Source organism: Halapricum hydrolyticum (genome assembly GCF_025517535.1).
GTDB lineage: Archaea > Halobacteriota > Halobacteria > Halobacteriales > Haloarculaceae > Halapricum > Halapricum hydrolyticum.
This window is the reverse complement of sequence record NZ_JAOPKC010000005.1, coordinates 89,652-101,944: the sequence shown is the minus strand read 5'-3', so window position 1 is coordinate 101,944 and position 12,293 is coordinate 89,652. Positions and strand designations below refer to the sequence as shown.

The window sequence follows — 12,293 nt, the reverse complement described above, 5'->3', positions numbered from 1 at the left end:
CGTGGGCCGCCTACGATGGGTCGATGACCCCTGACGCCGTCCTGTTCGACCTCGACAGCACGCTCTGTCGCTCAACACGGGACGACCGGCAGCTACACGCCGAGGCTTTCGCCCGGGCGGGCGTCGAGCCGTTCTGCACGCCCGAGGACGTGCGGGAAGTGGCGTCGACGATCACCGACGCCGACACCGACCACGAGTTCTTCCGGCAGGTCTTCGAGCGCGCCGCAGCGCGCGCCGGCGCGGAGCCGGTCGACGCCGAGGCGCTCGCGGGGGCGACCGTCGAGCTGCGCGATCCAACGGCCGTCGAGTGGCGACCGGGGGCGAAAGTCGCGCTGGAACGCGCCCGCGAGCGAGCGCAGGTCGGCCTCGTCACGAACGGGACACAAAAGACCCAGCGGGCGAAACTCGACACGCTCGGGATCGCCGACGCGTTCGAGACGATCGTCTACGCGCCCGATCAGACCGATCCCAAACCCAGTCCCGCACCGTTCGAGACGGCGCTCGCCGAACTCGACGTGTCAGCCGACAGTACGCTATACGTAGGCAACGACTACCGGGCCGACGTGATCGGCGCGAAGCGCGCCGGGCTGGCCGCCTGCTGGGTCCCCAGCGAGACGGATCTGGACGCGCCGGAAGACCCAGCACACGCGCCCGACTATCGGTTCGATTCGACAGAAGAACTCACAACCGTATTCTAGGCCTCGACAGCAAGCCCAGCCCGTTCCAGTGCCTCCTCAGCCGAGGCGTCGTCGTGGATCACGGCAGAGACGGCAGTGGTGATCGCTTCGGAGTCATCGTGCTGGAAGATCGACCGGCCCATCGAGACGCCCGCTGCGCCGGCGTCGACCGCTCCCCGAACCATCTCCAGCGTTTCCTCGTCGGTTCCCTTCGACCCGCCGGCGATGACGACCGGCTTCGAGGTGGCCTCGACGACGTGCTGGAAACTCTCGGCGTCGCCGCTGTAGGCGGTCTTGATCACGTCCGCACCCAGCTCTTCGGCGAGCCTGACGGCGTGGCCGAGTGCCTCGGAGTCGGACTCGTCGATCCCGGGGCCGCGGGCGTAGGCCATCGCCAGCACCGGCATGCCGTAGCGGTCGGCCTCGGTCGTGAGTTCACCCAGCTGGGTGATCTGGTCGGGTTCGTGCTCGGAGCCGACGTTGATGTGAAAAGAGACGGCGTCGCCACCGGCGCGGATGGCGTCCTCGACCGTGGCGGTGACGCGCTTGTCCTCCTCGTCGGGACCGATCGTCGTCGAGCCGTTGAGGTGGACGATGTAGCCCGCGCCGTTCTTGTGCGGATGGACCCGCGAGGCGATTCCCTTGTGCGTGAGTACCGCGTCCGCGCCGCCGGCGGTGATCCCGTCGATCGTCGATTCGATGTCGACGAGCCCCTTGACGGGGCCCATCGTGATGCCGTGATCCATGGGGACGATGAGGTGACGCCCCCCTGTTCCGATACGCTCCAGTCGTGCGGCTTTCCCGGCGTCCATTGGTATGTGAGTCTGTAGCAAGTCACGGTTAAAAGGGTTGCGAGGCGCCGCCCGCGTAGCCGACAATCGGGGTGAGATACCGACACCTCACAGCGGTTCCGCGCGGAATCCGTGCCGCTCCGGCGGTGGGTCACTGACGCCGCAGGCCGCGATACGTCGACGCGAGCAGCGGAGGCGCGTCCGGCCGAGGCTGGAGCGACTACCGATCGAGCGGGGAGAACGATATCGAGTCGAGATCGGCCCCGGTATACACGAGCCGTCGCCCGTCGATCTCCATCGTTACCCGGATCTCGGCTCTGCCGTCGACACCGGCAGCGTCTTCTGACGCAGTTTTGTGGCCTTCCATGACATTAAGTGGTAACATCCACCGGGAGAAGACAGTTGCCTCGAAATAATTCGGAGTTTATAAGGGGTGTAGCGGCAGGCAGGTTACTCGGTGGCGTTGTCGGGAACGGACGCCCCAACGAGGACTGTCTCGACGACGTGATCGAGCGCGTTTCGGAGCCGGGTCGACATCGTCGATTCCGCGACGCCGAACTGCGCGGCGAGTTCCGAGAGGTCGGCCTCGCGTGGAACCTCGAAATAGCCCGCGTCGTAGGCGACCTGCAGGACCTCGAACTCGTCGGGTTCGACCGGGACCGGGAACTCGCCGATCGGCTCACGGGCCTCGAACAGGCGGTACAGCCGGCAATCGATGTCCTGCGAGTCACAGAAGTCCATGAAATCCCGGACCGAGGCGCGGTCGGTGGTCCGGATCTGAACGCGCCAGCCGTTCGCAGTCGAGCGCAGCGTCAACAGTTCGTCCCCGAAGCTGGCGACGTGGTTGGTCATGACCGGTACCTCCGAGGCGATCGTGAGCCGGTAGGTGCGTCGCTCGTCGTAGGTGACGAATACCTCGGCGTCCTCGACGGTCGGGTCTTCCTCGACCGTGCGCTCGAAGGCCTCGAAGTCGGCTGCGGAGACCGTCACGTCGAACCACGTCGTCTCCTCGTGAGATACGGGTGGCTGTTCCGCGTGGACAGCCACGTCCAGGTCGGACGCCAGCGTCGGCCCGAGGACGACCCGTGGCGAGGTCACATCCAGTTCCACGATGATCGACTGATCGTCCACAGCCAGCATTGATCAGGCACAAGTATCGGTCTTTCGTCTATCGTCGAAACGCCTCACGAATATGTGCGCTCAAGGCGATATTTCCGAATCGCGCCGTGGGACACAGACTGTCGGCTGTGACATTTTGAAAGTCAGACAGCCGGGTCATCAGCGGTCGACGATCTCGACGCCGGTGAACTCGAATCGCGCGCCGCCCGCGTCGCTCTCGGTGACGCGAACGTCCCAGCCGTGTGCGTCCGCGATGCTGTCCACGATAGCGAGCCCGAAGCCCGTCCCGTCCGTCCGGGACGTTTCGCCGGGATCGAACACTTCTTCCCGTCGCTCGGGATCGATCCCGGGCCCGTCGTCGGCGACGTAGAACCCTTCTTCGAGGGCCCCGATGGTAATCGTCACGTCCGTTTCCGCGTGTTCCACGGCGTCGTCGGACTGCGTCCGACTGCCCGAGGGACTTCGCCTCTCGCTGTCCTGACGAGCCTGCGAGTCGGGCCTCATTGGGTCGTTCTCGACGGAGCCCCGGAGAGCCTGCGAGTCGGGCCTCATTGGGCCGTTCTCGACGGGGTCTTCGGGAACTTGCGACTGGGAGCTCGTCGTGCCGTGCTCGACGGCGTTGCGAAAGAGGTTCTCGAAGAGCTGTTCAAGCAATCGGCCCCTGTCGGCGCGGATCGTGATCCGGTCAGCGACCCGAAGCGTCGCGTCGGCGGTTTCGACGGTCTCCCAGGCGTCTTCCGTGGCCGACTCGAGTGCGACTGGTTCTGTTTCGATGGCCGCCTGATGGCGAGCCAGCGCGAGTACGTCGTCGATGATCGCCTCCATCCGCTCGTGGGCGTCGGCGATTTCGTCGAGATACTCCTCGTCGGCCACTCGCATGCGCTCGACGTATCCGTTGGCGACGTTCAGTGGGTTCCGCAGGTCGTGCGCGACGATCTCGGCGAACTCGTCTAGGCGCTCGTTCTGGCGTCGCAGCTCGCGCTGTCGGCGTCGGCGCTCGGTCACGTCCTGAATGATGAATACTCGCCCGATCGACCGACCGAGCCGATCCGACAGTGGCGACACGTCGACGCGATAGACACGGGATTCGTCGTCGGTCCCCAGTTCGATCGTCGCTTCGTTCGCTGTCGCGTCGACGTCGAAGACTTCGAAGCGCTCGCCGAGCGCGGCGTCGGCCGGCATACCGACCACTGTATCCTCGGGGCCGAGGCCGAGTATCTCGCGTGCGTAGGCGTTAATGTCGGTGATCCGATCACCCCCCTCGAGAACGACGATACCGACGTCGATCCGATCCATCACGGTCGCCCGCGCGGTCGGCACGACCTCCAGGAGTCTGAACCCGAAGATCGCGACGAACAGAGCGAGCGCCCCGACGCCGGTTCCGACGACCTGAAGCGTCGCCCGCTCGGTCAGGATCGTCCCGGCGTTGCCGGCCCACGTGACGAGCAGCGCGGCGCTTATCAGCACCGACTGTCGTCGGTGCAGCGACCGGGACCGCACCGTCCGTATCACCAGCAGCACCGACGCGACCACGAACAGCCCGTACATGTACGAGACGTGGAGACCGAACAGCGGCCCCGGAACCGCCCGAAAGTGCGAGAAGTATGCGGGTGCGCGCTCGAACGACGACCAGTACAGGCCGTGCAATTCGTTGGTCAACACGACCGGCGCCATCACGATCGGTTCGACGAACAGCAGGCCGACGGTGCGTCGCGTCGCGAGGTGTTCGTATCCCGCGAACTCGAACGTGAAGACCAGAAACCAGACGACTGCGCTTGCCGAGGCGAGAAAGCTGCACGTCTCGGCGACCAGAGACGGATAGTACGTCGTCGTCATCGCCGTCGTCAGCAGGGCGAGCACCCACGCCGCGATAGAAAACAGGAACAGTGCTATCGACCTCGCGCCCGGTTTCGGCCGCTGTCGCCACGCCGTTCGCCCGGTGACGGCCGTAACGACCGCGAGCACGAGCGTGGCAACTTCGGTCAGCGGTGCCATCGCCTGGGCGTTCCGGGCCGACCATAATAAATGTGATACGCCCGCCAGCAGGGCACACGAACGTGACACGGTCACCAGCTGGTCACACGAACGCCAGGTCCCCGTCGCGAGTCACGAACGTTTAAGGAGATATTTACCGAATCCGGAGTATGGGCCTCAGAAGCTTTCTCGACGATGTCGGCGACCGGAACGTACTGACGGAGCCGGTCGAGACGCGATTCGAACTCCCGGCGCTGGCCGTCCAGGACGAGAGTCAGCCGGTCGTCTTCGAGTCGGTCGCGGACTATCCCGACGTGCGTGCAGTCTCGAACCTGGTCTCCTCACGCGAGTTGATCGGCGAGGCGCTGGACGTCGAACCGTCGGAGATTATCGACGCCGTCAGCACCGCGATGGACGACCCGCTGCCACTGGATCGGACGGCGCCCGCGGCCTTCGAGCACGTCGCGGACGACCCCGACGTCGCCGAGCACGTCCCGATCCCGATCTACTACGACGAGCACGAACGACAGTACTTCGCCTCGACGGTCGTGATCGCGAAAGACCCCGAGACGGGCGTGCACAACCTTTCGTTCCACCGGATGATGTTCGACGAGGGCAACCGACTGGTCATGCGGCTGGTCGAGCGACACCTCCACGACATCTACACGCGCACCGACGGCGGGCTCGACGTGGCGATCGTAATGGGCGTCAACCCCGCTGTCGAGATCGCCGCTGCGACCTCGTTCTCGCCGGACATGAGCGAACTCGAACTCGCCAATCGCCTGCTCGGGGGCGAACTGACGACCACGGAGTTCCACGGGCTGACCGTCCCCAGCGAGGCCGAGCTGGTCATGCAGGCGACGATCACCGACGAGCGCGCCGAGGAAGGCCCCTTCGTCGATCTCTCCCGGACGTGGGATCGGACCCGACAACAGCCGGTCGTCGAGGTGAACGAACTCCACGCCCGACCCGATCCCCTGGCGCGGGTGATCGTCCCCGGGCGCAAGGAACACGCCCACCTCATGGGCATCCCACAGGAGCCACGGATCTACCGGATCGTCGAGAACACCGTCCCCACAGTCGAAAACGTGGTGTTGACGCCGGGCGGGTGTTCGTGGCTGCACGGCGTCGTCCAGATCGACAAGCGGACCGAGGGCGACCCCAAGAACGCCGGGATGGCCGCGCTGGCGGCCCACCCCTCGATGAAGAAGGTCACCGTCGTCGACAGTGACGTCGACCCGGCCGATCCCGACGCCGTGGAGTGGGCGACTGCCACGCGGATGCAACCCGATCGGGACATCGAGACGATCGAGAACGCCAAGGGATCGTCGCTGGATCCCTCCCAGGACTACGAGACAGGGACGCTGACCAAGTGGATCGTCGACGCGACGATCCCCGGCGATCGCGAGCGCTCCGAGTTCGATGAAGTGACCGTCCCCGGCGCGGACGAACTCGATCTCTCGGACTACCAGTAAGTCACGACACACTACTACCCATGCACCTGACAAAAGAGGAAGAACGACTGCTCGAATCGGACACGCCAGCCGTGCGCAAGGCGATGGAACTGCTGGTCGAACTCGGCGACATCTACGGGGCCGAGGAGATGGTCGAGATCGAATCCGCTCAGGCATCCGGGATCTCCTACAAGTCCATCGGCGATCCCGGCGTCGAGTTTCTGGAGGGGTTCGCCGAGGAAGGCGCGGAGGTCTCGGTGACGGCCTTCGCGAATCCGGCAGGGATGGACTTTGAGAAGTACGAAGAGATGGGCGTCAGCGAGGAGTTCGCCGAGAAACAGCGGCGGATCAGGGACGCCCTCCAGGAGATGGGCGTCACTCTATCCTTCACGTGTACGCCGTATCTCGCGGGCAACCTGCCCCATCGCGGCCAGCACGTCGCGTGGGCCGAGTCGTCGGCAGTCTCATTTGTCAACAGCGTCGTCGGCGCGAAGACCAACCGCGAGGGCGGTCCCTCGGCGCTGTCGGCCGCGATCACCGGTCGGACGCCCAAACACGGCCTCCACCTGGAGGAGAACCGCCAGCCCACCCACCGGATCGACGTCGACGTCGAACTCGACGACCAGTCGGACTTCGCCGCGCTGGGCTCGTGGGCCGGGCGGATCGTCGAGGACGGCAAGCCCTACTTCACCGGGATCGACGCGGCGACCACCGACGAACTGAAAGCGCTCGGCGCGGCGATGGCCGCCTCGGGGGCCGTCGCGCTGCACTTCGTCGAAGGGGTCACGACCGACATGGAGCCGCCGGAACACGTCGACAGCGCCACGTTCGGTGCGGGCGAGCGCAAGGCGGAGTACGCCGAGTTGAACGACGGCGAAGACCCCGAACTGGTCGTCATCGGCTGTCCGCACTGCTCGCCGGAGGAGATCGCGGACGTCGCCGAGGCCGTCGAGGGCGAGACGCTCGAAAGTGACCTGTGGGTCTGCACGAGCGGGGCGGTCAAGACCTGGGCCGACCGCAACGGCCACACCGAGACCATCGAGGCGGCCGGCGGGCAAGTGCTCGCCGACACCTGCAACGTCGTCTCGCCAATCGAGGAGATGGGCTACGAGACCAGCGCGACCGACTCCGCGAAGGCCGCCAACTACCTGCCCGGGTTCGGCGACCAGCAGGTGGTCTTCGACGACAAGCTCTCGCTCGTCGAGGAGGTGATCGAGCGATGAGCGAGTCCGATACGACAGTCGTTCAGGGCAACGCCATCACCGAGGGGATGGCCACGGGAGAGGTCCTGCGGTCGACGGAGCCGATCAGCTTCTACGGTGCGGTCGAGCCGGACACCGGCGAGTTCATCGAGGAGGGTCACCAGCTGGAAGGCGAGAACGTCGCCGGAAAGGTGCTGGTCTTCCCCCGTGGAAAGGGCTCGACGGTCGGGTCGTACGTCCTCTACGGCCTGGCCCAGAACGGCGTCGCGCCCGCGGCGATCATCAACGAAGAGACCGAGACTATCGTCGCGACGGGTGCCATCCTCGGAGAGATCCCCTGTGTCGACGACGTACCGATCGACGCACTCGAAGACGGCGAACGCGTCACGGTCGACGCCGGTGCCGGCGTCGTGCGACGGTGATCGCGATGGAGCGAGTTGTCGTCGGGATCACCGGCGCGTCGGGGATCCCCATCGCCGTCCGGACCGTCGAGGCGCTGGCCGAGCACTGCGAAGTCGTGACGGTCGTGACCGACGCCGCCAAGTCGGTGATGGCCCACGAACGCGGCGACCGCGAGGCGACGATGAAGCATCTGGAGGAGCTATCGGCGGCCGTCTACGGCGAGGACGCCGTCCATGCACCGATCGCGTCAGGTTCAGTCCGGACCGACGGGATGGTGATCGTCCCCGCGTCGATGAACACCGTCGCGGCGGTCGCGACTGGCCGCTCTGACACGCTGGTCTCGCGGGCCGCGGACGTGACGCTCAAAGAACGCCGGAAGCTCGTCGTCGTCCCGCGGGAGACGCCGCTGAGCGAACTCCACCTGGAGAACCTGCTGAAGCTCGCCCGGATGGGCGTCGACGTCGTCCCACCGGTCCTGGGGTTCTACTTCGACCCCGAGGATCCGGGGGACTTCGTCGATCACGTCGTCGGCAAGATCCTCGAACGGTTCGACATCGAGCACGATCAGTACGACGCCTGGGAACCCGAGTAGAAAAGCGGATCGTCGATCTCACGCTCCGAGGGCGTCCCGGAGATCCGCGGCGACGTCGGCAATCGCTTCGGTCGCGCGGTCGATCGCGTCGGTGCTCGCGACGAACCCGTGGATCATGTCCTCGTACTCGACGTGGCGGACGTCGACGCCGTCCTCCTGAAGGCGTTCGGCGTAGGCGACGCCCCCGTCCCGGAGCGGATCGAACCCCGCAGTGAGGACCGTCGCCGGCGCGACGCCGGAGAGGTCACAGGCGGCGATCGGGTCGGCGTAGGGGTTGTGCCGGTGGAGTTCACTCCCGTAATAGCACTCGTTGAACCACTCCAGATCGTCCTCCGAGAGGACCAGTCCGTCGTACTCGCGGACCGACTCCTGATCGCGGTCGACGCCCACGCCCGGATAGATCAGCGCCTGGTATGCTTTCTCTGGTTCACCGCGATCGCGGGCCGCCAGCGCGGCGACCGCAGCCAGGTTCCCGCCGGCGCTGTCGCCAGCCACCGCCAGCTTGCCGGTTCCACCGAGTGCCCGCGTGTGTTCGGCGGCCCATTCTGTTGCCGCGATGGCGTCCTCGGCGGCCGCAGGGAACGGATGCTCCGGTGCGAGCCGGTAGTCGACCGACACGACGACGCACCCACTCTCGCGGGTCAGGTACCGACAGAGCGCGTCGTGGCTCTCCAGGCCCCCGCTGACGAACCCGCCGCCGTGGAAAAATACGACCGTCGGAAACGGCGTCTCTCCCCCGGGGCGGTAGACCCGGATCGGGATCTCGCCGCCCGGCCCGGGGATCGTCCGGTCGACGACCTGCGCGACCGGCGGAGGATCGCGCCGCCAGGCCTCCAGACGAGAGAACACTCGAAGGAGGCGAGCGCTCCGGGTCGGGACCAGTTGCTGGACGCGCTGCTGGCGTTCGACCGCGGCCGCGGCCTGCGGGTGCAATTCATCGGTGTCCATGACGGCAGATGGAGGGTGACGACACAAAAACACACCCCACGACTTGAACGCCGACAGGAGCCACGGATGGGAGTCCTTTTAGGGAATCAGCCGGAAACGGGGGATATGACTGCTCCGCCACGTGAAACCGAGTACGAGCCGGGTGAGCTGGAACGCAAGTGGCGCACCCGCTGGGACGAACAGGGGCGCTACGAGGCCGATCCGGACGACGGCGAGGATCCGACCTTCATCACCGTCCCCTATCCCTACCCCAGCGGCGGGATGCACATCGGCCACGTCCGGACGTTCACCGTCCCCGACGTGTACGCCCGCTATCGCCGCCTGCAGGGCGACAACGTGCTGTTCCCGCTCGGCTGGCACGTCACCGGCACCCCCATCGTCGGGGCCGTCGAGCGTCTCAAAGAGGGCGAAGAGGAGCAGCTGTCGGTGCTGCAGGACACGTACAACGTCCCCAAAGACGAGCTCCAGCAGCTCGAGACGCCGATGGGCTACGCCCGGTATTTCATCGAGAACCACTACAAGCAGGGCTTCGAGCAGCTGGGACTGTCGATCGACTGGCGACGGGAGTTCACGACCAACGACGAGCGCTACTCGAAGTTCATCACCTGGCAATACGAGACCCTCCGGGAACGGGGCCTGCTGGAGAAGGGTCTGAACCCGGTCAACTACTGCACCAACGAACAGCAGCCAGTCACCACGCACGACCTGCTGGAGGGGGAAGACGCCGAGTATCAGGAATTCACGCTGGTCAAGTTCGGTGCCGAGATCGACAGCGAGGACGTCGTCGCGCCGATGGCGACGCTCCGACCCGAGACGGTCCGGGGGGTTACCAACGCCTACGTCAACCCCAACGCCGAGTACGTGCTCGCCCGGGTGGACGAGGAGACGTGGTTCGTCTCGAAGGCCGCGGCCGAGAAGTTCGACCTGCAGGCTCGCGAGGTCGAGGTACTCGAGGAGATCGACGCCGCCGACGTCATCGGCCAGACGGTCGCAAACCCCGTCACCGGCGACGAGGTCCTGATCCTGCCCGCGGACTTCGTCGACGCCGACAACGCGACCGGCGTCGTGATGTCCGTGCCGGCCCACTCCCCGGACGACTACGTCGCGCTCCAGGAAGCGAAGGCAGACGACGAGCGCATGCGCGAGTACGGGATCGACCCCGAAGACGTCGCGGCGATCGAGCCGGTCCCCATCCTGGAGATCGAGGGCTACGGCGAGATCCCCGCCCGCGACGCCGTCCAGGCGGCAGGGATCGAATCGAGCGACGACCCGCAGCTGGAGGAAGTGACGGCCGACCTCTATCAGGACGAGTTCCACAGCGGGCGGTTGCTGGACTCCTACGGCGAGTTCGCGGGCGAGGTCATCGAAGACGTCCGCGATCGGTTCCGCGATCACTACCGGGCGGAGGGGCTGTTCGACACGATGCACGAGTTCACCGAGGAGGTCGTCTGCCGGTGTGGCGGCGACGTCGAGGTCGCCCAGAAGGAGACGTGGTTCCTCCGGTACAGCGACGAGGAGTGGTCACGGAAGGCCCACGAAGCCGTCGACCAGCTGGAGGCGATCCCGGAGAACACGGCCGACCAGTACGACCACACCATCGACTGGCTCGAAGAGTGGCCCTGCATCCGCAATTACGGGCTGGGCACGCGCCTGCCGTGGGACGACGAGTTCGTCATCGAGCCCCTCTCGGACTCGACGATCTACATGTCCTACTACACGATCGCCCACCGGCTCGAGGACGTCCCGGCGGAGGAGATGGACCGGGACTTCTTCGACACGCTGTTTTACGGCCCCGACGGCGAGGACGCCCCGGAGGGCGTCGAGGTCGAGATCGACGAGCCCAGCGAGACAGCACTGGAACTGCGCGAGGAGTGGGACTACTGGTACCCCGTGGACTTCCGGTGTTCGGGCAACGACCTCATCCAGAACCACCTGACGTTCTACCTGTTCCATCACGCCGAACTGTTCGAGCGCGAGAACTGGCCCCAGGGGATCACCGTCATGGGGATGGGCCTGCTCGAAGGCAAGAAGATGTCCTCCTCGAAGGGCCACGTCGTGCTGCCGGGAGAGGCCATCAGCGAGTACGGGGCCGACACCGTTCGGTTCTTCCTGTTGAACTCCTCGGAGCCGTGGCAGGACTTCGACTGGCGGGCCGACCAGGTCGCGACGACGCGCGATCAGCTCGAGCGGTTCTGGTCGCGGGCACAGGACGTCATTCGGGACGCGCGGAGCGCATCCGAACAGTCGAGCGGCGACGAGCCCCGGGGCGAGAACACGGTGCCCGAGGGCGCGCGTGACGAACTAAAGCACATCGACCGGTGGCTGCTCTCGAAGCTGCAGGCGACGATCCGGGACGTGACCGCCTCGATGGAGCGCTTCGAGACCCGCAGTGCGTCCCAGGCCGCCTTCTACCAGTTCGACGAGCACCTGAAGTGGTACCGCCGCCGGACGGGCACCGACCGGCCGGGCGCGAAGTGGACGCTACAGGAAGTCTTGCGGACGCGCCTGCGACTGCTCGCACCGTTCGCGCCGTTCCTGACAAACGAACTCCACGAGCAACTCGAGGGCGAGGCCGTCGAGGACGCCGCCTGGCCCGAGCCCGACCCCGAGTTCGAGTCTGTCAGGACGGAACTCCAAGAGCAACTGGTCGCGGACGTGACCGACGACATCGCCGACATCGTCGACGTGACCGACACCGATCCCGAGACGATCCGGCTGTACGTCGCCGCCGACTGGAAGCGGACGGTCTTCGAGGAGGTCGTCGAGACCGGGCCCGACGTCGGCGCAGTCATGGGCAACGTCATGCAGCACGAGTCGCTGCGCGAGAAGGGTGACGCCGTCAACGACCTCGTCCAGGACCTGGTGAGCGTCGTCCGCGAACGCGACGACGAAACCCTGCAGGCCATGCTCGATATCGACGAGCGGTCGGTCTACGAGGCCGCCCAGTCGTTCCTCGCCCGCGAGTTCGACGCCGAGATCGAGCTCTATGCCGAGGACGGCGACCCCCACGACCCTGCCGGGAAGGCCAGTCAGGCCGAGCCGTTCCGACCGGCAGTCCACCTCGAGTAGGTGCGTCGATCGCCGGAGCAGTCCTTATTTTCCCAGGTGACCGAGAGCAGCCCTTATTTTCTCAG

The 12,293-nt window shown here is 66.2% G+C and carries 11 protein-coding genes; 6 read left to right on the top strand and 5 right to left on the bottom strand.

What is annotated here, in order from left to right; genetic code table 11:
* The first annotated feature begins 23 nt into the window (after positions 1-23).
* Positions 24-698 (top strand): HAD family hydrolase, encoded by a 675-nt coding sequence (locus tag OB916_RS07105; RefSeq protein ID WP_315908600.1) that lies wholly within the window; start codon positions 24-26, stop codon positions 696-698.
* Here OB916_RS07105 and OB916_RS07100 read toward each other — a convergent pair.
* The 4 genes from OB916_RS07100 to OB916_RS07085 all read right to left on the bottom strand — a co-directional run bounded on the left by OB916_RS07100 (position 695) and on the right by OB916_RS07085 (position 4,582).
* Positions 695-1,489 (bottom strand): 2-amino-3,7-dideoxy-D-threo-hept-6-ulosonate synthase, encoded by a 795-nt coding sequence (locus OB916_RS07100; RefSeq protein WP_315908599.1) that lies wholly within the window; start codon positions 1,487-1,489, stop codon positions 695-697. The two genes, OB916_RS07105 and OB916_RS07100, sit on opposite strands and share 4 nt — an antisense overlap.
* 199 nt (positions 1,490-1,688) lie before the next feature.
* Positions 1,689-1,835 carry a hypothetical protein gene (locus tag OB916_RS07095; RefSeq protein ID WP_315908598.1) on the bottom strand — a complete coding sequence of 49 codons (147 nt, stop codon included), beginning with the start codon at positions 1,833-1,835 and terminating at the stop codon, positions 1,689-1,691.
* Between the two features lie 83 nt (positions 1,836-1,918).
* Positions 1,919-2,608 carry a helix-turn-helix domain-containing protein gene (locus OB916_RS07090; protein ID WP_315908597.1) on the bottom strand — a complete coding sequence of 230 codons (690 nt, stop codon included), beginning with the start codon at positions 2,606-2,608 and terminating at the stop codon, positions 1,919-1,921.
* A gap of 138 nt (positions 2,609-2,746) precedes the next feature.
* The gene (locus OB916_RS07085; protein ID WP_315908596.1) at positions 2,747-4,582 is read right to left on the bottom strand and encodes a sensor histidine kinase; all 1,836 of its coding nucleotides are present in this window, start codon (positions 4,580-4,582) and stop codon (positions 2,747-2,749) included.
* A gap of 149 nt (positions 4,583-4,731) precedes the next feature.
* Here OB916_RS07085 and OB916_RS07080 point away from each other — a divergent pair, with 149 nt between their 5' ends.
* Genes OB916_RS07080 through OB916_RS07065 form a run of 4 tightly spaced genes read left to right on the top strand, consistent with a single transcriptional unit; the run spans position 4,732 to position 8,211 of the window.
* On the top strand, positions 4,732-6,036 hold the full coding sequence (locus OB916_RS07080; RefSeq protein ID WP_315908595.1) for a UbiD family decarboxylase: 1,305 nt from the start codon (positions 4,732-4,734) through the stop codon (positions 6,034-6,036).
* Between the two features lie 20 nt (positions 6,037-6,056).
* Entirely contained in the window at positions 6,057-7,238 is a 1,182-nt protein-coding gene (locus OB916_RS07075) for an aconitase X catalytic domain-containing protein (RefSeq protein WP_315908594.1), read from the top strand.
* Positions 7,235-7,639, top strand: coding sequence for a DUF126 domain-containing protein (locus OB916_RS07070; RefSeq protein ID WP_315908593.1), 405 nt, complete (start codon positions 7,235-7,237; stop codon positions 7,637-7,639). Before OB916_RS07075 ends, OB916_RS07070 begins: the two co-directional genes overlap by 4 nt.
* A 5-nt stretch (positions 7,640-7,644) precedes the next feature.
* Positions 7,645-8,211: a UbiX family flavin prenyltransferase gene (locus tag OB916_RS07065; protein ID WP_315908592.1), complete on the top strand. Its 567-nt coding sequence runs from the start codon at positions 7,645-7,647 to the stop codon at positions 8,209-8,211.
* Between the two features lie 18 nt (positions 8,212-8,229).
* On the opposite strand, the gene OB916_RS07060 is transcribed toward OB916_RS07065, so the two are convergent.
* Entirely contained in the window at positions 8,230-9,159 is a 930-nt protein-coding gene (locus tag OB916_RS07060; RefSeq protein ID WP_315908591.1) for an alpha/beta hydrolase, read from the bottom strand.
* Positions 9,160-9,264: 105 nt separating this feature from the next.
* Here OB916_RS07060 and leuS point away from each other — a divergent pair, with 105 nt between their 5' ends.
* Positions 9,265-12,228 (top strand): leucine--tRNA ligase, encoded by a 2,964-nt coding sequence (gene leuS / locus OB916_RS07055; RefSeq protein WP_315908590.1) that lies wholly within the window; start codon positions 9,265-9,267, stop codon positions 12,226-12,228.
* The last annotated feature ends 65 nt before the right edge of the window (positions 12,229-12,293 follow it).